The sequence below is a fragment of the uncultured Sphingomonas sp. genome, from assembly GCF_937859915.1.
Lineage (GTDB): Bacteria > Pseudomonadota > Alphaproteobacteria > Sphingomonadales > Sphingomonadaceae > Solisphingomonas.
This window is the reverse complement of the sequence record NZ_CALMAW010000004.1, coordinates 1-23,685: the sequence shown is the minus strand read 5'-3', so window position 1 is coordinate 23,685 and position 23,685 is coordinate 1. Positions and strand designations below refer to the sequence as shown.

The 23,685-nt window shown below is 66.8% G+C and carries 25 protein-coding genes, 1 tRNA gene and 2 pseudogenes; 13 read left to right on the top strand and 15 right to left on the bottom strand.

Going from position 1 to position 23,685, the window contains the following annotated elements; all coding sequences use genetic code 11:
• Window positions 1-1,275 (top strand): annotated as a pseudogene (locus tag Q0326_RS00455) (chromosome segregation protein); the annotation flags it as partial.
• Window positions 1,276-1,366: 91 nt separating this feature from the next.
• The gene (locus tag Q0326_RS00450) at window positions 1,367-2,152 is read left to right on the top strand and encodes an aldo/keto reductase (RefSeq protein ID WP_298685910.1); all 786 of its coding nucleotides are present in this window, start codon (window positions 1,367-1,369) and stop codon (window positions 2,150-2,152) included.
• A 44-nt stretch (window positions 2,153-2,196) separates the two neighbouring features.
• On the opposite strand, the gene Q0326_RS00445 is transcribed toward Q0326_RS00450, so the two are convergent.
• From Q0326_RS00445 to Q0326_RS00430, 4 genes are all read right to left on the bottom strand, one after another.
• The gene (locus Q0326_RS00445; RefSeq protein WP_298685907.1) at window positions 2,197-3,603 is read right to left on the bottom strand and encodes a UdgX family uracil-DNA binding protein; all 1,407 of its coding nucleotides are present in this window, start codon (window positions 3,601-3,603) and stop codon (window positions 2,197-2,199) included.
• 90 nt (window positions 3,604-3,693) lie between these two features.
• A complete protein-coding gene (locus tag Q0326_RS00440; protein ID WP_298685904.1) occupies window positions 3,694-4,944 on the bottom strand; it encodes a putative DNA modification/repair radical SAM protein in 1,251 nt (416 codons plus the stop codon).
• Window positions 4,945-4,989: 45 nt separating this feature from the next.
• Window positions 4,990-5,451 (bottom strand): hypothetical protein, encoded by a 462-nt coding sequence (locus Q0326_RS00435; protein ID WP_298685901.1) that lies wholly within the window; start codon window positions 5,449-5,451, stop codon window positions 4,990-4,992.
• A gap of 113 nt (window positions 5,452-5,564) precedes the next feature.
• Complete coding sequence (locus Q0326_RS00430; RefSeq protein WP_298685898.1) at window positions 5,565-5,966, bottom strand: hypothetical protein; 402 nt, start codon at window positions 5,964-5,966, stop codon at window positions 5,565-5,567.
• Between the two features lie 80 nt (window positions 5,967-6,046).
• Between Q0326_RS00430 and Q0326_RS00425 the strand changes: the two genes are divergently transcribed.
• Window positions 6,047-6,550: an O-acetyl-ADP-ribose deacetylase gene (locus Q0326_RS00425; protein ID WP_298685896.1), complete on the top strand. Its 504-nt coding sequence runs from the start codon at window positions 6,047-6,049 to the stop codon at window positions 6,548-6,550.
• Window positions 6,551-6,559: 9 nt separating this feature from the next.
• Here Q0326_RS00425 and Q0326_RS00420 read toward each other — a convergent pair whose 3' ends face one another.
• From Q0326_RS00420 to Q0326_RS00385, 8 genes are all read right to left on the bottom strand, one after another.
• Complete coding sequence (locus Q0326_RS00420) at window positions 6,560-7,075, bottom strand: demethoxyubiquinone hydroxylase family protein (protein ID WP_298685893.1); 516 nt, start codon at window positions 7,073-7,075, stop codon at window positions 6,560-6,562.
• On the bottom strand, window positions 7,072-7,536 hold the full coding sequence (locus Q0326_RS00415) for a disulfide bond formation protein B (RefSeq protein ID WP_298685891.1): 465 nt from the start codon (window positions 7,534-7,536) through the stop codon (window positions 7,072-7,074). Before Q0326_RS00415 ends, Q0326_RS00420 begins: the two co-directional genes overlap by 4 nt.
• A gap of 7 nt (window positions 7,537-7,543) precedes the next feature.
• Window positions 7,544-8,920 (bottom strand): S41 family peptidase, encoded by a 1,377-nt coding sequence (locus Q0326_RS00410; RefSeq protein ID WP_298685888.1) that lies wholly within the window; start codon window positions 8,918-8,920, stop codon window positions 7,544-7,546.
• A 127-nt stretch (window positions 8,921-9,047) separates the two neighbouring features.
• Window positions 9,048-10,247, bottom strand: a complete 1,200-nt coding sequence (locus Q0326_RS00405; RefSeq protein WP_298685885.1) for a peptidoglycan DD-metalloendopeptidase family protein — start codon at window positions 10,245-10,247, stop codon at window positions 9,048-9,050.
• A gap of 92 nt (window positions 10,248-10,339) precedes the next feature.
• Window positions 10,340-10,762: a 23S rRNA (pseudouridine(1915)-N(3))-methyltransferase RlmH gene (locus Q0326_RS00400; RefSeq protein ID WP_298685882.1), complete on the bottom strand. Its 423-nt coding sequence runs from the start codon at window positions 10,760-10,762 to the stop codon at window positions 10,340-10,342.
• Window positions 10,763-10,786: 24 nt separating this feature from the next.
• Window positions 10,787-11,239: a ribosome silencing factor gene (rsfS, locus tag Q0326_RS00395; RefSeq protein ID WP_298685880.1), complete on the bottom strand. Its 453-nt coding sequence runs from the start codon at window positions 11,237-11,239 to the stop codon at window positions 10,787-10,789.
• A complete protein-coding gene (locus Q0326_RS00390) occupies window positions 11,236-11,910 on the bottom strand; it encodes a nicotinate-nucleotide adenylyltransferase (protein ID WP_298685877.1) in 675 nt (224 codons plus the stop codon). Before Q0326_RS00390 ends, rsfS begins: the two co-directional genes overlap by 4 nt.
• Window positions 11,911-11,938: 28 nt before the next feature.
• Entirely contained in the window at window positions 11,939-13,198 is a 1,260-nt protein-coding gene (locus tag Q0326_RS00385; RefSeq protein WP_298685913.1) for a glutamate-5-semialdehyde dehydrogenase, read from the bottom strand.
• A 123-nt stretch (window positions 13,199-13,321) separates the two neighbouring features.
• Here Q0326_RS00385 and Q0326_RS00380 point away from each other — a divergent pair, with 123 nt between their 5' ends.
• From Q0326_RS00380 to Q0326_RS00350, 7 genes are all read left to right on the top strand, one after another.
• The gene (locus tag Q0326_RS00380; RefSeq protein WP_298685874.1) at window positions 13,322-14,467 is read left to right on the top strand and encodes a DUF3667 domain-containing protein; all 1,146 of its coding nucleotides are present in this window, start codon (window positions 13,322-13,324) and stop codon (window positions 14,465-14,467) included.
• A 53-nt stretch (window positions 14,468-14,520) separates the two neighbouring features.
• On the top strand, window positions 14,521-16,299 hold the full coding sequence (gene recJ / locus Q0326_RS00375) for a single-stranded-DNA-specific exonuclease RecJ (RefSeq protein WP_298685872.1): 1,779 nt from the start codon (window positions 14,521-14,523) through the stop codon (window positions 16,297-16,299).
• A 47-nt stretch (window positions 16,300-16,346) separates the two neighbouring features.
• Window positions 16,347-16,422: transfer RNA gene (locus Q0326_RS00370), tRNA-Glu, on the top strand.
• Between the two features lie 316 nt (window positions 16,423-16,738).
• Window positions 16,739-17,017 carry a hypothetical protein gene (locus tag Q0326_RS00365; protein ID WP_298685869.1) on the top strand — a complete coding sequence of 93 codons (279 nt, stop codon included), beginning with the start codon at window positions 16,739-16,741 and terminating at the stop codon, window positions 17,015-17,017.
• 105 nt (window positions 17,018-17,122) lie between these two features.
• Window positions 17,123-17,299 (top strand): hypothetical protein, encoded by a 177-nt coding sequence (locus tag Q0326_RS00360; RefSeq protein WP_298685866.1) that lies wholly within the window; start codon window positions 17,123-17,125, stop codon window positions 17,297-17,299.
• Between the two features lie 181 nt (window positions 17,300-17,480).
• Window positions 17,481-17,789, top strand: coding sequence for a hypothetical protein (locus Q0326_RS00355; protein WP_298685864.1), 309 nt, complete (start codon window positions 17,481-17,483; stop codon window positions 17,787-17,789).
• A 79-nt stretch (window positions 17,790-17,868) separates the two neighbouring features.
• Entirely contained in the window at window positions 17,869-18,171 is a 303-nt protein-coding gene (locus tag Q0326_RS00350; RefSeq protein WP_298685861.1) for a hypothetical protein, read from the top strand.
• Window positions 18,172-18,708: 537 nt separating this feature from the next.
• On the opposite strand, the gene Q0326_RS00345 is transcribed toward Q0326_RS00350, so the two are convergent.
• Window positions 18,709-18,888: a hypothetical protein gene (locus tag Q0326_RS00345; protein ID WP_298685858.1), complete on the bottom strand. Its 180-nt coding sequence runs from the start codon at window positions 18,886-18,888 to the stop codon at window positions 18,709-18,711.
• A 384-nt stretch (window positions 18,889-19,272) separates the two neighbouring features.
• Entirely contained in the window at window positions 19,273-19,497 is a 225-nt protein-coding gene (locus Q0326_RS00340; protein WP_298685855.1) for a hypothetical protein, read from the bottom strand.
• A 1,620-nt stretch (window positions 19,498-21,117) separates the two neighbouring features.
• Here Q0326_RS00340 and Q0326_RS00335 point away from each other — a divergent pair.
• The 3 genes and pseudogenes from Q0326_RS00335 to Q0326_RS00325 all read left to right on the top strand — a co-directional run bounded on the left by Q0326_RS00335 (window position 21,118) and on the right by Q0326_RS00325 (window position 22,809).
• Window positions 21,118-21,288: a DUF4113 domain-containing protein gene (locus Q0326_RS00335; protein WP_298685853.1), complete on the top strand. Its 171-nt coding sequence runs from the start codon at window positions 21,118-21,120 to the stop codon at window positions 21,286-21,288.
• A gap of 78 nt (window positions 21,289-21,366) precedes the next feature.
• A pseudogene (locus tag Q0326_RS00330) lies at window positions 21,367-22,471 on the top strand (IS5 family transposase).
• The gene (locus Q0326_RS00325; protein WP_298685850.1) at window positions 22,471-22,809 is read left to right on the top strand and encodes a hypothetical protein; all 339 of its coding nucleotides are present in this window, start codon (window positions 22,471-22,473) and stop codon (window positions 22,807-22,809) included. Before Q0326_RS00330 ends, Q0326_RS00325 begins: the two are co-directional and overlap by 1 nt.
• A 7-nt stretch (window positions 22,810-22,816) precedes the next feature.
• Here Q0326_RS00325 and Q0326_RS00320 read toward each other — a convergent pair whose 3' ends face one another.
• A complete protein-coding gene (locus Q0326_RS00320) occupies window positions 22,817-23,197 on the bottom strand; it encodes a surface-adhesin E family protein (protein WP_298685848.1) in 381 nt (126 codons plus the stop codon).
• Between the last annotated feature and the right edge of the window lie 488 nt (window positions 23,198-23,685).

Genomic DNA, 23,685 nt, shown 5'->3' with positions numbered 1-23,685 from the left:
CGGTCGCAACCTGGCCCTGGCTGTTCCTGGTCAACGTACCGCTCGGGCTGGTGGCGGTGCCGCTGTTTCTCCGTATCGCCCCCGCCGGCGGCGCGCGCGCTCGCCGGCCAGTTGCGGTTCGATACGGTGACTCTCGAACGCGGTCTGGCGGCGGACCGCGATCGCGTCGCCGCGGCGCGCGCTGAGGCCAAGGGATGGCGCGCGCGCGCCGGCGACGCGGCGGGGCGGATCAAGGAGATGGCGGGACGGATGGGCGCGGCCGCCGACGAGGCGGAAATCCTCGCGCCTGCCCCCGCGCAATTCGCCCAGCGGATCGCCGCCGCGGAGGCCGAGCGCGTCGCCGCCGTCGCCGCCAGCGCCGCCGCGGTCGAAGACGAGACGCGCACCGGGGCGATTCTGCACGCCGCCGAAGCCGCCGCTGCACAGGCAGGCGAGGCCGCCGCCTCGGCGCGTGAGGACCGCGCGGCGGCAAGCGCGCGCTTCGAGAACCAGGAGCTGCGGCGCGTCGAGATGGGGCGCGTCGCCGGCGAGCGCTTTCAATACCCCGCGCCGCTGCTGCCTGAAAGGGCCGGCTTCGAGTCCGCCAGCGTCGGCGAGACCGCGGCCGAATCCGCGCGTTTCGATCGGCTCGGGCAGGACCGCGAGCGGATCGGACCGGTCAACCTCGTCGCCGAACAGGAGCTGGCCGAGCTCGACTCCGCGCGCGGCACGCAAGCCGCCGAGCGCGACGAGCTGGTCGAGGCGGTGGCGCGGTTGCGCGGCTCGATCGGCAGCCTCAATCGCGAGGGCCGCGCCCGGCTGCTCGCCGCCTTCGAGGCGGTCGACGGCCATTTCCGCCGGCTGTTCGCGCGGCTGTTCGCGGGCGGCGAGGCGCATCTGGCCTTGATCGACAGCGACGATCCCCTCGAGGCCGGGCTCGAGATCATGGCGCAGCCGCCGGGCAAGAAGCTCGCGTCGCTGACTCTGCTGTCGGGGGGCGAGCAGGCGCTGACCGCCGTCGCGCTGATCTTCGCGCTGTTCCTGACCAACCCGGCGCCGATCTGCGTGCTCGACGAGGTCGACGCGCCGCTCGACGACGCCAATATCGAGCGCTTCTGCGACCTGCTCGACCAGATGGTGCTCGAGACCGACACGCGCTACCTCGTCGTCACGCACAATGCGGTGAGCATGGCGCGGATGCACCGCCTGTTCGGCGTGACGATGGTCGAGCGCGGCGTCTCGCGGCTGGTCTCGGTCGATCTCGGCGGGGCCGAGACGTTGCTTGCGGCGGAATAGGGAGCCTTTTTGCGGCCGCCGGGTTGGGCCACGCATGGACATCACCAACGCTCCGCTCGAACAAGCCCTCGTCCGCCTTTCGGACGGTCACATGATGCCGCAGCTCGGTTTCGGTGTCTTCAAGGTCGATCCCGGCGAGGCGCAGGCGCTCGTCGCCGACGCCATCCGCGCCGGCTATCGCGCGATCGACACCGCCAAGGCGTATGATAATGAAGAGGGCGTCGGCGCGGGCGTGCGCGACAGCGGCGTGCCGGCGGAGGAGATCTTCCTCACCACCAAGCTGTGGAACGAGGACCAGGGCTATGACAAGACACTCGCGGCCTATGATGCCAGCGCGAGGCGGCTCGGCCTCGACACGGTCAACCTCTATCTGATGCACTGGCCGCACCCGCAGGCGGATCTCTATGTCGAGACATGGAAGGCGTTCGTGCGGCTGCAGGAGGAGGGACGGGTGACCTCGATCGGCGTCTCCAACTTCCTGCCCGAGCATCTCGAGCGGATCATCGGCGAGACCGGCGTGACGCCGGTGCTCAACCAGATCGAGCTGCATCCCAAATTCCAGCAGCACGCCCTGCGCGCGTTCCACGAGACGCACGGCATCCTGACCGAAAGCTGGAGCCCGCTCGGCCAGGCGCAGATCCTCAAGGACGACACGATCGTCGGGATCGCCGACAAACATGGCAAGACGCCCGCGCAGATCGTGATCCGCTGGCATCTCGACCAGGGCATCATCACCATCCCCAAGGCCTCGGACCGCGGCCATATGGTCGACAATCTCGCGGTCGGCGGCTTTGCGCTCGACGAGGCGGACATGGCCGCGATCGCGGCGCTCGACGATCCGAACGGCAAGATCGGGCCCGATCCGAAGACGTTCTGACGCGCGTATAAAAATACCTCCCCGAGCAGGCTCGGGGCGGTATGTCAGCCGCTCAACGCGCCCACCCTATCCCACACCCGCCGCAGATCCTCGACGAAGCGCGCATATTCCTCGGCGCGGCGGTCCTCTTCGGGGATGCGGAGCAGGAAGCTCGGGTGAACCGTCACCCAGCCCTCCGACCCGTCCGCGAGCGCGATCGGGCTCCCCCGCGTACGCGAGATCGTCACCACCTTGCCGAGCAGCGATTGCGCCGCGGTCGCGCCGAGCGCGACGGTGACCGCGGGTTTGACGATCTCGCGCTCCTGCTCGATCCACCAGCGGCACGCCTCGATCTCGCCGCCATTGGGCTTGCTGTGGATGCGCCGCTTGCCGCGCGGCTCGAACTTGAAATGCTTGACCGCATTCGAGACATAGGCCTGTGCGCGGTCGACCCCCGCCTCGGCCATCGCGCGGTCGAACAGCTGGCCGGCGGGCCCCACGAACGGCCGGCCGGCCAGATCCTCCTGGTCGCCGGGCTGCTCGCCGATGAACAGCAGCTTGGCATCCGCCGGCCCTTCGCCGAACACGGTCTGCGTCGCGGGTTTCCACAGCGGGCAGCGCTTGCACCCCGCCGCCTCCTCGCGCAGCGCGTCGAGCGCCATCTGCGCATTGCCGCCCGGTGCGGCCCTGGCGGTATCGATCATGCGGCTCTCCCGGTTCTGCGCGCCCGCGATCAGGCCCGGCACCAGCGCGGTCTCGGGCATGTTCTTCCAGTATTTCTTCGGCATTTCCTTGATCATCGTTCCGGTCTTGAGCCGTGCCGGATTGAAGGTGGAGGCATAATAGGTCTTCCACACCTCCTCGATCGGATCGCCATCGGGGGCGTCGGCCTTGATCGCCGCAGGACCTTCGGTGAGCGTATCGCCATCCCAATGGATCGTCGCCTCGGGTGTCAGGATCGACCAGCGCATCGTCGTAAAACGCCGCGCGAAGAAGCCGGCATTGGCGCGCACGATATGATGTTCGGGCTCGAACCAGGCGACGAAGCGCGGCGTGCCGTCATCCTCGACAAGCTCGCGGAAGCGCACGAAGGCGCGCATCTTGTGGATGTCGCGGCGCACCGACTTGGCCATCTCCTCGATCCGGCGACGTTGCGGATCGGCCTGGTCGTCGATCAACCCAGGCTGGGCGCGCAGCCTGAGCAGCATCGTGTAGAGCAGGGCGAAGCGCTCGGGGTCGGCATGGAGGATCGCGGTCTCGGCGAGATCGACGAAAATCCGCGATACCGAGAAAGCGGCGTCGGCGGGCGCCGGCGGGATCGCGGTCTCGGTGACGCCGGCAAACAGATCGCCGACGTCGTCGCCGACCTGCCAGCTGACCTGCTCGGCCGGAATGTTCGCCAGCGCGAGCGACCGGGCGGCGGCGCGCCAGCCGTCGAAATCGTCCTGGGTCTGCAATCGGGCGAGCGGCATATCGTCTCCGTTCCCCGGCGAAAGCCGGGGTCCAGGGCTTCAAACGCAGCGTCTGCAATTCTGGACCCCGGCTTTCGCCGGGGAACGGCCTCACGCCGCAAACAGCTCCAGCTGTTCCCGTTTCGGCGTCACGACCGGCACCGGATCGGCGCGATCCGAAAGCGCGACGGGCCGCCAGTCCTCCGCGATCAGGAAGGGGCGCAGCTTGGCGATCGAGCGCGACAGACGCGCGACGTCCTCGAGCCGGAGCCTGCGCCATTTGCGCGCGGTGATGATCCCGTCGACCGCCTTCACCCCCAGACCCGGCACGCGGAGCAGCGCCTCCCGCGGCGCGCGGTTGACGTCGACCGGGAAAGCGTCGCGAAAGCGCAGCGCCCAGGCCATTTTCGGATCGATGTCGAGCGGCAGCATGCCCGTCGCGGGATCGGCGGCGGCGGCGACCTCGTTCGGGCCATAGCCGTAGAAGCGCATCATCCAGTCCGACTGGTAGAGCCGGTGCTCGCGCATCAGCGGTGGGCGCTTGAGCGGCAGCACGTCGCTCGCATCGGGGATCGGACTGAACGCGGAATAATAAACGCGGCGCAGCGCATAGCGATCGTAGAGCGTGCTCGCACGGCCGACGATGTCGCGATCGGTCGCGGCATCCGCGCCCACGATCATCTGCGTCGATTGGCCCGCAGGCGCAAAGCCGGGGGCGGATCGATATTTCTTCTTGGCGTCGCGGCCATCCTCAATCGACGAGCGCAGACCGGCCATCGCGCCCTCAATCCGCGTCGCCGATTTTTCGGGCGCGAGCCGGGTCAGCCCGGCGACGGTCGGCAGCTCGACGTTGATCGACAGCCGGTCGGCATGCTTGCCAGCGGCTTCGAGCAATTGCGGGTCGGCGTCCGGGATTGTCTTGAGGTGGATATAGCCCCGAAAGCCATGATCCTCGCGCAGCGACCGCGCCACCTCGACCAGCTGCTCCATCGTATAGTCCGACGAGGCGATGATCCCCGACGACAGGAACAGCCCCTCGATATAGTTGCGCCGGTAGAAGGAGAGCGTGAGGTCGACCACCTCCTTCGCGGTGAAGCGCGCGCGGCGGACGTTCGAGCTCTTGCGATTGATGCAATAATGGCAGTCGAAGATGCAGCTGTTGGTCAGCAGGATCTTCAGCAGCGAGATGCAGCGGCCGTCCGGCGCATAGGCGTGGCAGATGCCCATGCCTTCGGTCGATCCGATGCCGTCCTTCTTGCCTGCCGACGATCGCTTGGCGGTGCCGGAGGATGCACAGGATGCGTCATATTTCGCGGCATCGGCGAGGATCGCGAGTTTGTCGCGTAAGTCGATCTGCGCCATATGTTCCTTGTACGTTCCAGCTTGCGCGATGGCAAGCGCGGCGCGTCAGTTCGGCGTCGTCCCGTCCGGATTATCCGCCTTCTGCTGCGTCGCCTGCAACTTCTCCTGATTCATCTGCGTGACGAAGTGCGAAAAGCAGCCCGATTGGCCGCCGGTGCCGACCGGCGAGCAGGTATCCGGAATGCCCGCCGCGGTCCGGCTCGCCTCGTCGATCGTCCGCGTCTTGTTGGCCCAGCTGTTGTTGGGGGCCGTGTCCTGCTTCTTGTCACGGAACCGCTTGGGGATGCGGTAGCGCTCGCTCTCGGGCTGGCGCGCGCAGACGACGATCTCGTCGTCCTTGCCGGGCGGGCACACATCATTGCCATAGACGATGATCGAGATCGTCTTCGAGCCGTCGGGGACTCCGGTGACCGGTCGGGCGGTCGGCGGCTTGGCCTGCGCCGCGGACGGAGCGGCGCCCGCGAGCAGCATGGCACCGGCGGCAATGGCGAATGTTCGAACGGACACGGGCATCATGGATCTCGGATTGCGAAGACGGCGGTCAGCCAGACCCCTTCGGGGCTGTCGGGGGGCTGAACGAGCGCGAATCAGGGGACGAGGCGACGTTCCTCACGTCGCGATCAGGGAATGCCGGCGGCGTCCTTCTTCTGCGCATTCTGGTCCGCCTTCCACGCATCGGCTTCCTGCTTGAGGCAGCCGGCGGCGACGCCCGCGCCGATCGTGCTGCAGCTGTTGACCTGCACGCCGGTGGCGCCCGTGCTGTTCATCGCGGCGAGGCCGGTATTGCCCGCGGCCTGCGGCGCGGGCGCCTGCTCGCGCAGATTCTTGGGAATGCGATAGCGTTCGGTTTCGTCATGACGACGGCAGACGACGATGTCCTGGCCGCCGCTGGATGGGCATTTGTCAGTGCCATAGATGTCGATGATCCGATCGGCCGACTGCGCCGCGGCGGGCGCCGCCGCGACACCGCCAAATCCAAGTGCGCCGGCCGCGGCGAGAGTGACGAAGAGCAAGCTGCGCATGGTGGGTTTCCTGTCCGCCCCGTTTCGTGATGCAACGCATGGGGCTGCGGATGGGTTCTCGCAAGCGAAAGGAACAGCCCATGGTTCGGATCGAGGTACAGCGCGGCGACATCACGACCCTGGCGGTCGATGCGATCGTCAATGCGGCGAACGAATCGCTGGGCGGCGGCGGCGGGGTCGACGGCGCGATTCACCGGGCCGCCGGTCCCGAACTGGTCGAGGCGAGCCGCGCGCAGGCGCCGTGCCCGACCGGCGAGGCGCGGATCACCGCAGGATTCGCGCTGCCCGCACGCCACGTCGTCCATGCGGTCGGGCCGGTCTGGCGGGGCGGCGGTCGCGGCGAGGCGGGGCTGCTCGCCAGCGCCTACATGACCAGCCTCGATCTGGCCGCCGCGGCGGGCGCGCGCTCGATCGCGTTTCCGGCGATTTCGACCGGGGTCTATGGCTATCCCAAGCCGGCGGCGGCGCAGGTGGCGGTCAATGCGATCAGGAGCTGGCTGTCGGCCAATTCCGCGGCGTTCGACCGGGTCGTGCTGGTCGCCTTTTCGAGCGAGGACGAGGCCGCGCTGACCGCGGCGCTGTAGCGCTCGCCGCTAAATCCGCTTCGACAGGCCGATCGCGGCGCGGCAGCCGAGCCGGATCGCTGCCGACAGCAGCGGATAGCCCGGCGCGCGCTCGGCGCCCTCGGCGATCGCGGTCGCGTGATGCTCGAGCTCCTCGGCCTGGAACTCGGCGATCGTCGCGGCCAGCGCGGGCTCGGCATCGCCGAGCTCGACGAGCTGGTCGGCATAATGTTTGTCGATCTCGGTCTCGACCGCGGCGGTGCACGCCATTGCCGCCTCGGGCGAGATCAAGGCGGTGACCGCGCCGAGCAGGAAACCCGCGCGATCCCAGAGCGGCGCCAGCAGCGTCGGGCGGACGCTCCGCTCCGCAATCATCCGGTCGAAGGTCTCGCGGTGGCGCTGCTCCTGCGCGGCCATGCGCGTAATCAGGCGGCCGGCGGGCGAGCTCGTCCCCAAGATCGCCAGCTGCCCGGCATAGATGCGCGTCGCGCCGAACTCGCCGGCCTGGTCGACGCGGATCATCGCCTTGACGTCGGGCTCGCTCATCGCACGCGCCGGGCGACGAGCGACAGGATCGCGACGCCCGCGATCAGCGAGACGATCGCGTTGAAGCCCGCCAGCGAGACATGGAACAGCGTCCATTGCGGCACGTCGCACATCACCGGCTTGGCCGCCATCAGGTCGGCGATCGAGGTGAAGCCCTGCGACGTGCACCGCGCCGGCCCCGCCCACCAATGATATTCGACTCCGGCATGATAGACGCCGATCGCACCCGAGACGAGGATGGCGACAGCGGCCAGCCCGGCGAAGCCGCGCGACGCGGGCGGATTGCCGCGCAGCGCGATCGCGACCAGCGCCAGTGCGATCGCGGCGACATGCGGCCAGCGTTGCCACATGCACATTTCGCAGGGGACGAGGTGGCCGATATATTGCGATCCGATCGCCCCCCACAGCAGCAGGTTGGGGACGAGAATCGCGATCAGGCGCGCGCGCGACAGGGATGTCATCGTCCGCTCAGTGCGCCGTCGGCGTCGCGAGCGCCACCTTGGCGGCGGGCGCGGCCGGGGCGAGGCGCGCCATCGTCTGCAGCGCGTAGCTCAGCTGATAGTCGGTGATGCCCTGCTTCTTGAGGCTGTCCGGCGTCGCGGTGAAGCGTGGGTCGGTCTTGTCGTCGGCCTCGAGCACGCTGTCGTCGACCTTGGCCTCGTTGATCAGGTGACGGCGCAGATCGTCCTCGCGGAAGCGCGGCCGGTCCTTATAGTCGGGATCGGTCAGCTGCGGCACCGACACGTCGGGCTGGATGCCGCCCTCCTGCACCGAGCGGCCCGACGGCGTGTAGTAGCGCGCGGTGGTGAGGCGCAGTGCGGTGTCGTCGGTCAGCGGCAGCAGCGTCTGCACCGATCCCTTGCCGAAGCTGCGCTCGCCCATCACCAAAGCGCGGCGCTGGTCTTGCAGGGCACCGGCCACGATCTCCGCGGCGGAGGCGGAGCCGGCATTGACCAGCACGATGATCGGCAGCCCGTGCGCGTCGTCGCCGGGGTGCGCGTAATAGCGTTCGATGTCGTCCTTGGTGCGCCCGCGCTGCGAGACGATCTCGCCATGATCGAGGAAGGCGTCGCCGACCTCGATCGCCTGGTCGAGCAACCCCCCGGGGTCGTCGCGCAGATCGAGGACATAGCCGGTCGGCAGGCCGCCGTTGAGCTTGGTGATCGCGGCGATCGCGGCGCGCGTGTCGGCGCCGGTCTGCTTGGAGAAGCTGTTGATCGAGATGATGCCGATGTGGTTGCGGGCCTCGTATTTGACCGACTTGACCACGATGTTCTCACGAGTGAGCGTGAGATCGAACGGCTTGTCGCGGCCGGGCCGCACGATCGTCAGCGTCACCTTGCTGCCCGGGGGGCCCCGCATCTGGTCGACCGCCTCGTCGAGCGTCAGCCCGTAGACGAGCTTGGTGTTGATGTGGGTGATATAGTCGCCCGACTTGATCCCGGCGCGCGCGGCGGGCGTGTCGGGGGTCGGCGTCTGGACCTTCACGACGCCGTCCTCGGCCTGCACGGTGAGGCCGAGCCCGCCGTAATTGCCGTCCGTCGTCAGCTTCATCTGCTGCGAGTCATGCGCGTCCATATAGCTGCTGTGCGGATCGAGGCTGGCGAGCATGCCGTCGATCGCGCCCTTGATCAGCTTGGTGTCGTCGGTCTTGTCGACATAGTCGGCACGGACCTTCTGGAACACGTTCATGAACTGGTCGAGCTGCTTGTAGGTGTCCTGGTCGGTCGCAGGCGCGGCCGCGGATTCGGCGGCGCGCGCGCCCTGCACGGTCGGGATCATGATCGTCGGAATGGCGGCACCGGCCGCGAGCAGGGCAATCGTGCGCAACAGGGACTTCGGCATCGATGATCGTCTTTCCGTGGGGCAGGGGCGCCCGTCCGACGCCCTTGTTACAGCGTTTCGCCAGCGGGCAAAAGCGATCGTTGGATGCGCGGGCGCGGGCGCCGGGTGCCGGGGAACGGTGAAGCGGTCAGCCGCCCTGGATCATCGCGACGACGTCGACGGGCCGATCATAGCGCCGCAATGCGCTGGTGACCTGACCGCCATGCGCGCCGCCCCGACCGATCGGCGCCCCCTGGGCGACGCGCGCGCCCTGCTTGACCAGCAGCGTGTCGAGCCCCGTCACCGTCGTCGTCCAGCCGCCGCCATGCGCGAGGATCACGATCCGGCCATAGCTGCGGAACGGGCCGGCGAAGGCGACCGTCGCCGCCGCGGGTGCGGTCACCATCGCGGCGCCGTCGGTCGCGATGGTAAGCCCGCGCGCGGTGACGCCCGATGACGACACGTCGCCGAAGCCGGTCGCCACCGTGCCCGCGACCGGCAGGCGGTAGCGCGGCGAGCCGGGGTGCGCAGGCAGCGAGTCGTCGGGGCCGGCGGGGCGCTGGTCCGGCCCGGTCAATCTAGCAAGCCGTTCGGCGACGTCGTCGGCCTTGCTCTGCGTCTGAATGCGGTCGGCAATGTCCCGCGCCTCCTCGCCGAGCCCCAAAGCGCGCTCCTGCTCGTCGGCGGCTTGGTCGGCGAGCCGCTGCGAGCGACGGATCGCGGTCGCCTCGACCTGCGCAAGCTGGATCTTGCGCTGGTCGAGCAGTTTCTCGCTCGCCGCGAGCGCCGCGATCGCGCGTTCGGCGTCGCCGCGCAAGGCGGTCTGCCGGTCGAGCTCCTCCCGCAGGCTGGCGGTGCGCGTCGCGATCACCGGCAGGGTGTCGGCGAGCAGCAGCCGGACGTGGACGATGTCCTCGATCGACCCGGGTTGCGCGATCGCCAGGGCCGGCGGCCGGCGGGCCAGCGTCTGCAGCGCGGCGACGAGGTGAAGGACAGGCGCCTGCTTGTCGGCGATGCGGCCGCGCTCGGTCTGCTGGAGCGCTGCGATCAGCGCGATCCGCGCGTGCGCGGCGGCGATGTCGGACTGCGCGGCCTTGACCTGCATGGCGAGCGCGGCGGCATGCGCGCGCGCCTTGGCGGCTTCGTCGCCGGCCGCCTCCGCCTGCTGGTTGAGCGCGGCGGCATGCGCCTCGGCGTCGGCTGCGGCCTGCTTGGCGCCGAGCAGCGAGGCGCGCTGGTCGTCGAGGCCGTCGGCGCGAATGGGGGCGAGCGCGGGGGTGGCGAGCGCGATCAGGGCGATGGCGATGACCAGCGCGCCAGCCTTCGTGAAAGCCTTAGCCCCGGGCAAAGTCGACGTCCGCGCTTCGGGCCCTGCCTGTGCAACGCATCTGTCGACCGCGCGCGGCACGAACGGGGATGGGGGCGCGAGCAAGCGGTCCATCATCCCTCGCGATGATAGGGATGGCCGGCGAGGATGCTGTTCGCGCGCCACAATTGTTCGGCGAGCATCGCGCGCGACATCATATGTGGCCAGGTCGCGCGGCCGAAGGCGAGCAACAGGTCGGCGGTGTCCCGCGTCGTCGCGGCATGGCCGTCGGCGGCGCCGAGCAGGAAGCGCGTCTCGCGCACGCCGTCGTCGCGCCAGCGTCCGAGTATCGCGGCAAGCTCGCGCGAGGGCAGGTCGCGACCGGTCTCGTCGAGCACGACGGTTCGCGTGCCCGGCGCCAAATCAGGCAACCGTCCGCCCGTATCGGGCAGTTCGGTCACCTTGGTCGGCCAGGCGATCCGCTTGAGATAGCGCTCGACCAGATCGGCTTCCGGTCCGCGCCCGATCCGCCCGCGTGCGACGATGTGCAGCAGCACGGCGGCCTCGGGAAGCGGACGGCGTCAGGCGTCGGACGCGTCGGCGGCGTCCGGCTCGGTCGGCGGCGTGCCGTCGACGGGCGGGTTGGAGGGCGAGGCAGTCGCCGCCGCCTCGTCGCCGAACGCCCACATCCGCTCCAGATTGTAGAAGGAGCGGACCTCGGGACGGAACAGGTGGACGATGACGTCGTTCGCGTCGATCAGCACCCAATCGGCGGCGGGAAGACCCTCGATCCGCACGCTGCGGCGGAATTCGGCCTTGACCTTCTCGGCGATCTTGGCCGCCATCGAGGCGACCTGACGGCTCGATCGGCCGCTGGCGATCACCATGTAATCGGCGATGCTCGACTTGCCGGCGAGCGGGATCGAGATCGTCTCGACCGCCTGATCGGCATCGAGCGATTCGAGCACCAGCGCATGCAGCGCCTGCGCTTCGGGGGAGACGCCGCCGGTGGGCGGAGCGGTGCCGTCCGTCATCGGGCGGGCGGCGGCGGGAGAAGCGGGCAATGAACCTCCGGGGAAACGGCCCGGCGCGTCACGCGATCACGCAGGGTCTTGGGGCTGATACGGCGGTGCCAATCGGGATCGGCGGCCCGCCGGGCGGTGGCTGAAGTCGGATCGGGAACGGTGTGCAGCTGCACGAGCGCCGGGATACTCCATCGCGTCCATCGCCTCGCGTCGGATGCGGGCCGGCCAAAACGGCCGAGCCAACCCATCGCGACGCCCGATCGAGCGTTCCCTCCATAGCCCGGACGCGCGACGACGGCAATGGGAAGCGTCTTCGCGATCCCGCGCCAGTCCTTCCAACGGCTGAATTGGGCGAGATTGTCGGCGCCCATGATCCAGACGAACCGATTGCGGGGGTAGCGGCGGACGATCGCGCGCAGCGTGTCGACCGTATAGCGTGTGCCGAGCCGGGTCTCGATCGCGGTCGGCACGATCGGCGCGCGGCGCGCCATCCGCGTGGCGGACGCCAGCCGTTCGGGGAGCGAGGCCATGTCGGTCGCGTCGACCTTGAGCGGATTGCCTGGTGACACCAGCCACCACACCTCGTCGAGCCCGAGCGCTCGACACGCGAACAGGCTGATTCGCCGGTGCGCCGTATGCGCCGGGTTGAACGAGCCGCCGAGCAGGCCGATGCGCTTCATCGGGCGGGCCGGTCCCGGCCGACGACCGTCAAGGACGTGTCTGCCCCGTCCCGCGCACCACCCATTTGTACGTCGTCAGGCCTTCGAGCGCGACCGGGCCGCGGGCGTGGAGGCGGCCGGTCGAGATCCCGATCTCGGCTCCGAGCCCGAACTCGCCGCCGTCGGCGAACTGGGTCGAGGCGTTCCACATGACGATCGCCGAATCGACCGCCGTCAGGAAGCGCTCGGCGACGTCCGCGTCCTCAGCGATGATCGCGTCGGTGTGGTGCGAGGCGTGTGCGGCGATATGCGCGAGGGCATCGTCGAGGCCGTCGACGATGGCGACGCTGCAGATCGCGTCGAGATATTCCGTGTCCCAGTCGGCGGCGTCGGCTGGGGCGATGCGGGGATCGAGCGCCATCGCGGCGCCATCGCCGCGCAGCGCGCAGTCGGCATCGAGCAGAGCCGTCACCAGCGCGGTGGCGGCCGGGTAGTCGCGATCGACGAGAAGCGTCTCGGTCGCGCCGCAGACGCCGGTGCGGCGCAGCTTGGCGTTGACCACGATCGCCTCTGCCATCGCCGGATCGGCCGAGGCATGAACGTAGCTGTGGTTGATGCCGTCGAGATGCGCGAGCACGGGCACGCGCGCCTCGTCCTGCACGCGGGCGACCAGCCCTTTGCCGCCGCGCGGCACGATGATGTCGACCAGGCCTTGCGCACGGAGCAGCGCACCGACCGCGGCGCGATCCGCGGTCGGGATCATCTGCACCGCATCGCGCGGCAGGCCGGCCGCCGCGATGCCCTCGACGAGGATGGCGTGGATCGCGGCGTTGCTTGCGCGTGCTTCCGAGCCGCCGCGCAGGATCGCGGCATTGCCCGCCATCAGCGCAAGCGCGCCGGCGTCCGCGGTCACGTTGGGGCGGCTTTCGTAGATGATGCCGATCACGCCCAGCGGCACGCGCACGCGGCTGAGACTGAGGCCATTGGGGCGCTCGCTCGCGTCGATCACGCGGCCGACCGGATCGTCGAGCGCCGCCACCGCCGCGAGCGCCGCGGCGATGCCCTCGACACGGGCGGGATCGAGCCGCAGGCGGTCGCGCATCGCATCCGCCATGCCGGTCGCATCCGCGCGGGCCATGTCCTGCGCATTGGCGGCGAGCACGCCGTCGCATCGTTCGCGCAGCAGTGCGGCGGCGCGGGTCAGCGCCTCGGCCTTGCGCGCCGTCGGCATCGTCGCCAGCGCGGTCGCGGCAGCACGCGCGCGCAATCCCATGTCGCGGATCAGCGCGTCGGCGTCGGCGTCGCTCATCGGCGCGGCGAGGGGCAGCGGAATATCCATGCGCGGCGCCTTAGCAGAAGCGTGCCGGTACCGGAACGGTCTCGACCCGGTGCAGGGATCATGTCTATCCTGCATAGCAACAAGGGGATAGGCATGAGCGACACCGCGGACGGCATCGGCGACATCCTCACCGGCGGCGTGATCGCGCGCAGCGTCGATGGTGCACGCGGTGGCACCGGGCACGACGCGCATGATGGCGCGGGCGGCACCTGTCTCAATTGCGGTGCGGTCCGCGTTGGCGGCTTCTGCCATGATTGCGGGCAGAGCGGGCACGTCCATCGCAACGTTACCGCGCTCGGTCACGACATCCTCCACGGCGTGTTCCATTTCGAAGGCAAGATCTGGAAGACGCTGCCGATGCTCGCGCTGCATCCGGGGCCGCTGACCCGGCGCTACGTCCACGGCGAGCGCGCCAAGTTCGTGTCGCCGATGGCGTTGTTCCTGTTCTGCGTCTTCCTGTTGTTCGCCGCGGTCAACCGGGTCAGCATGCCCGACGTCGCGGGCGCAGCACAGGGGCTTGCCCGGGCCAAGGACCAGATGTCCGACGCTGCGGACAAGGCGCAGGACAAGCTCGACGACCTCAAGGAAAAGCGGAGCGACCTGCAGGCCGACAATGCCAAGGCCAATGTCGCCGATCTCGACAAGAAGATCGCCGAGGCGACCGGCGAGGTCGCCGCGCTCAAGGCGGCGACCGCCAAGATCCCGGTCGATGCCAAAGGGGCGGCACGCATCGGTCAGGTCAAGGCCGCCGGGCAGACCGTCAATTTCGATGTCGCGACCGGCATCAAGAATATGAACGTCAACACCGGTTCGGCCGATCTCGACGCGAAGATCAACCATGTCCGCGCCAATCCCGAACTGTATGCCTACAAGCTCAAGATGGCGAGCTACAAGTTCAGCTGGGCGCTGATCCCGATCTCGGTGCCGTTCATCTGGCTGCTGTTCTTCTGGCGGCGCGATGTGGGTCTTTACGACCATGCGATCTTCGCGATCCATTCGCTGAGCTTCATGACCTTGCTTGTGGTCGGCCTGATCGGGCTCCAGCTGATCGGCGTCTCGCAAGCCTGGCTATGGCTGGCGCTGATCTTCGTGCCGCCGATCCACATGTATCAGCATCTCAAGGGCGCGTATCTCACCGGCCGCTTCGGCGCGATCTGGCGCACCGCGACGCTGCTGGTGATGACGACCATCGCGGGATCGCTGTTCTTCACGCTGCTGCTCTGGCTGGAGGCGGACTAGCGCGGGCCACGCCCTAATTCCCTCTGTCGTTGCGATCGGCTAGAGCCGCGCGGATGGACACCCCCGCCGCGTCACCCTGTGGAGTGACCCGCTCGATCCTCGGCCAGCCCTGGCGCTGGCGCGGGCTCGCGGGCGGGCTCGAGAATGACCGCGACTTCCGCCCCGACGCGCTGGTCGACCAGTTGCTGATGGCGCGCGGCTGCGCGCGCGACGCGCTCGATCGCCACCGCGTGCCGACGATCCGCGGCTTCATGCCCGATCCCTCGATCTTCCTCGACATGGACCGTGCCGCCGAACGCCTTGCCGACGCGATCGCCGCGCAGGAAGCGGTGACGATCTTCGGCGACTATGATGTCGACGGCGCAACCTCGGCGGCGTTGCTGATCCGGCTGCTGCGCGACCTCGGGCTCGCGGTCGGGCATTATATTCCCGACCGACTTCTCGAAGGCTATGGCCCGTCCGCGGACGCGCTGGTCGGGCTGGCGGAGGCCGGCGCGCGGCTGGTCGTCACCGTCGACTGCGGCGCGCTCGCTTTCGAGGCGCTCGGCGCGGCGCGCGCCGCCGGGCTCGACGTGATCGTCGTCGATCACCACAAATGCGCGACATCGCTCCCGCTTGCCCACGCGATCGTCAACCCCAACCGGCTCGACGAGGGGGAGGGCGCCGCACATGTTCATCTCGCTGCGGTCGGGGTTGCCTTCCTGCTCGGCGCCGCGCTGATCCGGGTGCTGCGCGCGCGCGGCTGGTTCGCGGGCGGCCGCGCCGAGCCCAAGCTGCTCGAACTGCTCGATATCGTGGCTCTCGGCACCGTCGCCGACGTGGCCCAGCTCAAGGGCCTCAATCGCGCGTTCGTGACGCAGGGGCTCAAGGTGATGGCGGGCGGCCGCAACATCGGGCTCGCCGCGCTGATCGAGGCCTCCAGGCTCACCCGCAACCCGACCTGCACCGATCTCGGCTTCGCGCTCGGGCCGCGGATCAATGCGGGCGGCCGCGTCGGCAAGGCCGATCTCGGCGTACGGCTGCTGACCACCGACGATCCCGCCGAAGCGCGCGCGATCGCGCTCGAACTCGACAGGCTCAACGAAGAGCGCCGCGCGATCGAGGCGGCGGTGCGCGAACAGGCCGAAGCGCTGCTCCCGGCGCAGGGCAATCGCGCCGTCGCGGTGATTGCGGGCGAGGGCTGGCATCCCGGCGTGATCGGCATCGTCGCCAGCCGGCTCAAGGAACGCTCGGGCCGTCCCGCGATCGTGATCGCGCTCGACGGCGGCATCGGCAAGGGGTCGGGGCGGTCGGTCTCGGGCGTCGACCTCGGTGCGGCGGTGATGGCGGCCAAAGATGTCGGGCTGCTGGTCGCGGGCGGGGGGCACGCGATGGCGGCGGGGCTGACGATCGACGCGGCCAAGCTCGACGCCTTCGCCGATTTCCTCGACGAGCGACTCGGGGCCGATGTCGCCGCCGCGTCGGATCGCCGCGCGCTGCTGGTCGACGCCGTGGTCGGCGCGGGCGGGGTGACCCCGGCGCTGGTCGAGGCGCTCGAGGCGGGCGGTCCCTATGGCGCGGGCTGGCCGTCGCCGCGCGTCGCCGCCGGCCGGGTGCGCGTCGTCAAGGCCGATGTGGTCGGCAACGGCCATGTCCGCGCGATCGTCTCGGGGGACGACGGTCGTCCGATCAAGACGATGGCGTTCGGGCAGGCGGACAGCGCGCTCGGCCTGGCCCTACTCGGTGCCGGCGCGACCCGGCGACTGTGGCTCGCCGGCCGCGCCAAGATCGACGATTGGGCACAGCGCCCGGCCGCCGAGCTCCATCTCGACGATGCCGCCTGGGCGGAGTGAAGCTGGCTTGACCGGGCGGGCGCGCTGCCCTAATCGCCCGCCACCGCGGCCCCATCGTCTAGCGGTCTAGGACGTCGCCCTTTCACGGCGAAAACACGGGTTCGATTCCCGTTGGGGTCACCAAGCTTTTTCAAGCGCTTAGTGAGCGTAGGCTCACCACAAGCACTCGGACTTGGGTAACGAATGGGGAATAAGCGCGCTGAGACGCGCTGATACCCACGCCAATGCAATTCGCTGAGAACGGCCGTTGAGGGCGTCTTCACTAGTCGATTCTATATTCCGTTGCCGCCATCGGCCGACCCGGCCGAATGCAAGCTGAACGGCTAGGCCTTTAGCAGGATAGCGCGGCCATGACTGGGCCACGAGCGTCTCAGCGGTAGCGTGGTTAATCGTTCGCAGCGTTCATGAGGCCCGCACGAACGATCAAGGTCCGCATCACATGCGGCGGGGTATCGTCGTCTATCACGATGAGGACGCCGCACTTGCAGGAAGCCGCCCTCAGAATGCGATTTGGAAATACGGCACGATGATCGACGTCCCGCAGTCGGGGCAGTCGACCAGCGTCATGGCGGCGTTGAGAACCGGGCGTGGCATCTGTGCCGCATACATGCCGCCGCGGAGTCGGCGCAACGCCGACACCTTCGTCTGGCCCTTCCCGCAGGTTCTGTCTGACCGGGCAGCTACGGACGTCATTCCCGCGCTTGGCGCGCAGGCATGAGGGCCGGGACATCTACTCCTTTCGTCGCACCTGGAACTCTTATCGTCTGTTAACTACCACCGTTTTCGCGAGGCAGCGTTGAGCGCTCACCATCATGGAGGCGTCATGCTTATCAATCCGGTAACCGAGCGCATCGAGTGGGCCGATCGGGTCGCGCGTCAGGCCGAGCAGCTTCTGATCATCGCCAAAGCCACCAATGATGATGATATGCGCGACGAGCTCTTAGGGTACGCCGAGCGGCTGGACGAGCAGTGCGCCTGGATCAGAGCGTCGGCGGCGTAAGGGTCCGCCCCGGTCGAAAGACTGGTGGCAGATGTTGTTAATGACAGGTACGCCTCTTGACCGCCTGATTTGTCGCCAATTGGACGACGCTGAGGTAAGGGCCGTTATGGCCGTTCCCGCAAAATCAGGAGTCCTTGCCGCCCGAGCCTGTCTCGTCGCTGCCATTGGCTTCACGATATTTATGGCGTTCGAACCTCATCCGCCCGCGCTACCCATCGATAGCTGGGGGGATAAATTCGAGCACTCGCTCGCGTTCGTTGTACTGACGGCGCTGGCTTGCGCGAGCTTCCCGAAGGCGAGCCTGTTGAGGATTGGCGAACGGCTATCGTTCCTCGGAGCGCTGATCGAAGTCGTTCAATCCATTCCAGCGCTTCACCGCGACTGCGACATCCTGGACTGGGTGACGGATACAGCTGCGATCGCCGTGGTGCTGATCGTGGTGGTGGTGTTTCGGCGGACCGGGACCGGGACCGGGCCGAGAAACGCATAGGAACTTCGCCCGGCGATAACGTGTCTCAGTCGAGAGAAACGCGTGGCGCAAAATCGCCGAATGGCCTTAAACGAATCAGATGATCAGCACGACAGCAATAACGGAACGGGAGCTACGGCAGCGAGCGATCGCGGAGGCCGCAGACCTGTTCCGGGCCGACGGCCCAGCCGCTATCCAAACGGTATCGGCACGAGCAAAGGATCAATCCAAGACGATCGATCAACGTCGTTTTGATCGCCTCACGTTGCTTGAGCTTGAACGGCTTGATCGCATGGAGGCAGCCAAGCGCACGTCAAACGCGCTCGCTCTTTGGACCCCTGCAATTTTCAGTCTCGCCGGGCTTGCATCTCTGCTGGGGATCGCGCGACGGCCGCGGCGATAGCTTCACCATGCCCAACACGATCGCCGATGATAGCCCGTATTCTTGATTGGAGGGACATAGGGAAAACAGTGTGATGGCGAGCCCGCCGCCTTATTCGCGGGGACAGCGGAGCTCTAAGTCGACAGCGCCTGCGGGCGTGCCGACCATGCGCGCTTCATATCCTGCTTGATTACAAAAGCGACCCCAGCCGATCCGCAGCGCAGAGGTTTAGTCCGCTGATTGTCTCGGCGGGACAAAAGACCGGACTGTTGGCGTTGAAACCGATGCTTGAAGTTCGCTCCGCAATGGAAGATATAGTGTCGTCATGATGAGACAGGCCGTCGGGGAATAGATCAATGTCTCACGTCGGCATCGCTATAGTCGGCATTGTCACCAGCATCGCTGCTTACAGGGCCGGGCATGCTCAAGGTGGCCGGGATAGGTGGCGGAACTTTCATGGCAAGGCGGCGCGGCAGGGCGAGCGGCGTGTTGGAAAGATCCATCGCTTCCGCCCATGAGCTAAGCGGGGGATTGTCCGCCACGCGATCATACGCTGCCTCACGCCATATGGCCGCAACCGTGCTCGCGGCATTCATATTCCTGCCCGACGCGGGGTGACTTTCCACTCAGGAACACGTGTCCGCCGATTGACCGCTCGTGTGAGCAGTCCAGACGGATGAAAGTGCGGCCCGCAAATTTGCCGGTGGCCCATTCGATGTGTGTGATGGTGCGGCGCATCAGTGTTGCTCCGCGTCTACTACGGCCCTGTCTTTGATCTGAATGATTAGCGACCGAAGCGACCGCCACTGCGCTCGGCCGGCGGCATCGACAGCGAGGTCCGCAATCCGGTCATCCGCAATTGCCAACGCTCGCCCTCTATACTGTCGCACAAAGGCCAGCGCCTCCGCCCAGCGCTCCGCGTCTGACGTTGTCGGTGGCTCACCATGGAAGCTCAGCACGTCGGGCATTCGTCCGCCATGAGCTTGCGCTTGCGGTCGGTGATAGCTTTCGCCGGGCGTCCTAGCGCCTCCGCGATCATACGCCTCTCGTACCCATCTCGGTACATCCGCAGGAGACGCTTGTCCTCGGCATCGGTCCAAGGCCTTGCTCCATGAAACGGCATCAGCAGCTCAGCCAATCCGTTTCGGCGTCGTCGACGACAGCATGCATATCGCCGTCTGCCTGCATTTCGTTAAGACGCTTGCGGACGTCGTCGGGATTGCCTCGACGAGGGAAGGCGCGATCAGCTTTCGCCGCACTGACGAGATCGGCGATTGCGCCTTCCCGGTCTTTCTGAGCAAGAACCCATTCGCCGAACGTCTCACCTTCGTTGTTGGTCTGCGCCATAGCCCCTCCGATTCGCCCGGCAGCATATCACCGCTCGCTCGGCTTGCTCGATCTTTCCTGGGTGCCGGCAACCTAATCTGATTGAGCGCCACGCGCGACCGACCGGATTAATTGCGGCGCACACTCACCGGATGCAGCTTTGCGTGAAGCACGTTGTTATCAGCACGGAATGTTAATTTCTGCGGATCGTGAGCGGCAGTGACAGCGAGCGATCTGCGTCAGGAGCTTATCACAATGCTAGCGGCGTCGACCGGTACGCCGCGAGCTTTTTGGGACAAGATTATCACGCGGATCTCCGTAGACACATCTGCATCAAAAAGCTTCCGAACTGGTCGGTGAAAACAACATGTGGGCATCGCAAGGCCCCATCTATCCGTCGTCCAATGAACGATGCGATCACGAAGCTTCGTGCAGAGTGGCCCTACGTAGACCCATGTGGGTCACGTTCCGCCTGACGACGGTGGCCGCCATAATAGCCAGATCGACGCGGCATCCGTTCCTGAGATAGCAGCGGCTCCTAAGACCAGCGTGTCATGCATGCCCCGCTGGTCTTGCGCGCTTAACATACGCGACCCTGGGCAGTTGCGAGCCCCGCTGCGCACGTGGGGCGGGACAGCGGGGCTCTGAGACCGGCAAAGGGAAATGCCCATCCCTTCACCAGCTCTGCATTCCCCGGTAGCGTTGACATTTAGCAAAAGCGAGCCCCGCCGCCCAGGGATGGTGGCGAGGGGGCTCTAAAGCCGGTCGCGGTGGGAGTGGTCGACTGGCCCTCTCCGCAAGATGTTTGTCGGGCATCAGTCCTTCAAGGGCGGGGGATGCTAACGCCGGCAAAGCATGATGGCAGCGGCGACGTAGGGCTCGGCCTTCGCTTTGCCCTCCTTTGCCAAGGTGTCGCTATATAAGCGAAGTGCCACTCTGGAGCCGTCTGCCCCGAATCGATCGGCTATCACTGTAACGATCTCGGCCGCGTTCATCCGACAGACCCCCGAACAACGAATCCCCCGACTCGTTCGATTTATCGAGGCTATCGCAGACACGCCTCCACCGCCAGAACACGTTTCCGCAAAGCCAAGCAGCGCACAGGGCTGTGCCGCGATTTGAGAAGTTGCCACCTGTTTGCCGGCTCTGACGCCAAACGAGCCCCGCCAGGTTGTTCAATTCCGGCGAGGCTCTAGGCCAGTGAGATGCGGCCACCACTGGCCCTGCGCTCATCATAGCTGCATCGTGGCGGTTTGCGACCCCCGCCGCGGGTTTCTGCCGCGCCGACGTTCTAAGCCGACGCTTGGGCTGCACGCCAGAATATCGGCCTGCCGCGAGAACGAAGGCTTCTAGTTAGCGTTGCGAGCCCCGCCGCCGATGGAAGACGGCGAGGCTCTTGCCGCTAAGCTTAGGAGGTCCTGGCGGCCGCCGGCATAACTCGCAATGTGACGTTCGGTTTCAACGGCTCCAGACGCCGTTAATCGATTCTTGATCGACAATCCCCATCATCGCGGCGTCGCGCTTCCGTGGTGGAAGACGATACCCCGCCGGCTCTCCCAACTGTCGGCGGGGATGCCACGCTAGCGCTGCGTCAAACAGGGCCGCCCATCCTTCAGCGGCTCACGCCTGAGCGTCTGATCGGTGTCGGTACCGGCGGCACAAGGCTTCAAATACGAGTGGAAAATGCACGCCGAGAGCCGGTCGCCGGCGTGGACGACGCCGCTGGACGAGGTGCCGGTCGTGTGCGCAAAGTACCGGCTTCAATGCCCAGACCCTAGCAAGTTACGCAATTATAGTCGATATGGGCTATAACAGGCTGCTGAAAAAGGGCCTGGCTATCGCGGCGTGAAATGATTCATCGTGTCAGCACGCGATGAATGGGGTCGATGGATCCGCGGTACGGACGAGCGGTCGGGCAAGCTGTTTTCCTACGTCGATCTGAAACAGCGGGTGCCGGCGCGGCATCCGCTTCGGGCGATCCGTGGGCTGGTGAACGAGGCGCTGGGCGACATCTGCGCGGAACTGAAGAGGGTATATTCGCGGATTGGGCGGCCGTCGATCGCTCCGGAGAAGCTGTTACGTTACGGGCGTTGTTGCTGCAGCTGTTCCACGGCATCCGCTCGGAGCGGCAGATGATGGAGCGGCTGGATTTCGACCTGTCGTTCCGTTGGTTCGTGGGTCTGGGTGTCGACGATCCGGTGTGCGACGCTTCGACCTTCTCGAAGAACCGCGAGCGGTTGCTGGACGGCGAGATCGCGGCGCGCTTCCTGTCGGCGATCCTGGCGCGGCCGCAGGTGAAGCGCCTGCTGTCGACCGAGCATTCCTCGGTGGACGGTACGTTGATCGAGGCATGGTGCAGCATGAAGAGCTTTCGTCCCAAGGACGACGCCGGAGCCGATGAACCACCCGCCGACGGCCCGAATGGTCGTAACGTCGAGGTCGACTTCCGCGGCACCAAGCGCAGCAACGACACCCATGCCTCGACCACCGATCCGGACGCGCGCCTGTATCGAAAGAGCCCGGGGGCGGGCGCAAAGCTGTGCTACAGGGGCACGTTCTGATGGAGAACCGCAACGGCTTGGCGGTCGATGCCGAGACGAGGCGGGTGGCCGGCTTTGCCGAACGGCTTACCGCGATCGCGATACTCGACGATGTTGACCGCACAAATGGCCGCCGGGTCACTCGGGCGGCCGACCGCGCGTACGACCGCCGCGATTTCGTCGCCGAGTTGCGGGATCGGCGTGTCACCCCGCATGTCGCGCAGAACGTGAACGGCCGGCGCGCCGGCATCGACGGTCGCACGACGCGGCACCCGGGCTATCGCGCGAGTATCCGCATCCGCAAACGGATCGAGGAGGTGTTCAATTGGGTGAAGTCCGCGGCAGGGCAAGGCAAGACCCAATTCCGGGGACTAGCCCGGGTGCGCTTCGCCTTCACGCTGACGATTGCCGCCTACAATCTTGTCAGACTACCCGAGCTGCTGGAGACGGGTTGATGGTTGCGAGCGTCGCCTTCGTCGGCAAATGGCAGATCGTGGAGAGCGGAGCATGGCCGCGCGACCATCTCGATCTATGCGGCCCGGCTTTCCTGCGCATTGACGCCGATGGCGCCGGTGAAATGGCGTTCGGCGCGCTCTCCGCTTCGCTTGACGGCGGGTTCACCCCGAGCGTTGTCGACTTCGACTGGAACGGCGAAGATGAAGGCGATCAGGTCACTGGCACCGGATGGGCCGACCTTCGCGACGATGGCTGGCTCGAGGGCGAAATCGCCTACGACAATGGCGACGACACCACCTTTATCGTCAAACCGTGGCCTTTTTCAGCAGCCTGCTAAGCGCTAGCTAGGCGCCACAGACAAACCTCGTGATCGAGTCACCCGGACTACCCTCGAGCGTTCGTGTCCATCGCGTGTCTGCGTCGTCACTTTCGCAGAGCTGTCCTGCCGTGTCGACCCAGACCCATTTAATGCCTTCAAACTGATTTTGCAGGCAATCGATCGCCACCAGCTCCTTTTTATAGCGGTACGCACTCTTCGTCGTATCAAACCAGGAGAGAACCCATGCGTATCGAAGATCTCCGTCGCGGCGCATGGTCTGCATCTCGACATATAGGGATTTGACCGCACCGGGAGACGTGCCGATTTCGACCGGACGCCAATCCTCAGCCTGCGCGATCTGAGCAAGTATAACGGCCGAGCCTAAGGCCAGGATTGCTTTGTGCATCCGCCATTCCTTCAATCGAAACATCGCGGGTCCGGACGCGGAAAACCAGCTGATTTATCGAGCAACAGGTTCAGGATGTCGCCCGCCGCCAAGGGTTGGTCTTTGTTGTCAGCATTCGCGGATTCGTTCTACTTGTCAATAAGCCGGTCGGCACGCTCGGCTGCCGCATCTGCTGCAAGCGTCAATCGCAGCCTTTCGCTATGGTCTGGCTCACTCTGCGCCAGGCGATATAGCCTTAATGCTTCGTAGCGTAGCTCAACTACATCCATGTGCACCTTCCCGTAACATGCCGGGCGAAACGGTAAGCCACCTGGCTTGATCCGCCTATTCCAAGTGCGAAATGAGAAAAGCCATTTGAGGATTGTTTGCGGGCCTTCCCGGATGGCGCTATCACGGCTTTCCGCTATGGAGTGCCGCGCGCACCGCTCGACCATCTTAGAGTCGGATTCGAAACTAAGCATCTGATTTTGCGAGCCTTGCTACGCGGC

Coding starts and splice junctions, on each gene's coding strand:
- Q0326_RS00450 (WP_298685910.1), top strand. CDS start 1,367: ATGATGCCGCAGCTCGGTTTCGGTGTCTTCAAGGTCGATCCCGGCGAG.
- Q0326_RS00445 (WP_298685907.1), bottom strand. CDS start 3,603: ATGCCGCTCGCCCGATTGCAGACCCAGGACGATTTCGACGGCTGGCGC.
- Q0326_RS00440 (WP_298685904.1), bottom strand. CDS start 4,944: ATGGCGCAGATCGACTTACGCGACAAACTCGCGATCCTCGCCGATGCC.
- Q0326_RS00430 (WP_298685898.1), bottom strand. CDS start 5,966: ATGCGCAGCTTGCTCTTCGTCACTCTCGCCGCGGCCGGCGCACTTGGA.
- Q0326_RS00425 (WP_298685896.1), top strand. CDS start 6,047: ATGGTTCGGATCGAGGTACAGCGCGGCGACATCACGACCCTGGCGGTC.
- Q0326_RS00420 (WP_298685893.1), bottom strand. CDS start 7,075: ATGAGCGAGCCCGACGTCAAGGCGATGATCCGCGTCGACCAGGCCGGC.
- Q0326_RS00415 (WP_298685891.1), bottom strand. CDS start 7,536: ATGACATCCCTGTCGCGCGCGCGCCTGATCGCGATTCTCGTCCCCAAC.
- Q0326_RS00410 (WP_298685888.1), bottom strand. CDS start 8,920: ATGCCGAAGTCCCTGTTGCGCACGATTGCCCTGCTCGCGGCCGGTGCC.
- rsfS (WP_298685880.1), bottom strand. CDS start 11,239: ATGACGGACGGCACCGCTCCGCCCACCGGCGGCGTCTCCCCCGAAGCG.
- Q0326_RS00390 (WP_298685877.1), bottom strand. CDS start 11,910: ATGAAGCGCATCGGCCTGCTCGGCGGCTCGTTCAACCCGGCGCATACG.
- Q0326_RS00385 (WP_298685913.1), bottom strand. CDS start 13,198: ATGAGCGACGCCGACGCCGACGCGCTGATCCGCGACATGGGATTGCGC.
- Q0326_RS00380 (WP_298685874.1), top strand. CDS start 13,322: ATGAGCGACACCGCGGACGGCATCGGCGACATCCTCACCGGCGGCGTG.
- recJ (WP_298685872.1), top strand. CDS start 14,521: ATGGACACCCCCGCCGCGTCACCCTGTGGAGTGACCCGCTCGATCCTC.
- Q0326_RS00365 (WP_298685869.1), top strand. CDS start 16,739: ATGCGGCGGGGTATCGTCGTCTATCACGATGAGGACGCCGCACTTGCA.
- Q0326_RS00360 (WP_298685866.1), top strand. CDS start 17,123: ATGCTTATCAATCCGGTAACCGAGCGCATCGAGTGGGCCGATCGGGTC.
- Q0326_RS00355 (WP_298685864.1), top strand. CDS start 17,481: ATGGCGTTCGAACCTCATCCGCCCGCGCTACCCATCGATAGCTGGGGG.
- Q0326_RS00350 (WP_298685861.1), top strand. CDS start 17,869: ATGATCAGCACGACAGCAATAACGGAACGGGAGCTACGGCAGCGAGCG.
- Q0326_RS00345 (WP_298685858.1), bottom strand. CDS start 18,888: ATGCGCCGCACCATCACACACATCGAATGGGCCACCGGCAAATTTGCG.
- Q0326_RS00340 (WP_298685855.1), bottom strand. CDS start 19,497: ATGGCGCAGACCAACAACGAAGGTGAGACGTTCGGCGAATGGGTTCTT.
- Q0326_RS00325 (WP_298685850.1), top strand. CDS start 22,471: ATGGTTGCGAGCGTCGCCTTCGTCGGCAAATGGCAGATCGTGGAGAGC.
- Q0326_RS00320 (WP_298685848.1), bottom strand. CDS start 23,197: ATGCACAAAGCAATCCTGGCCTTAGGCTCGGCCGTTATACTTGCTCAG.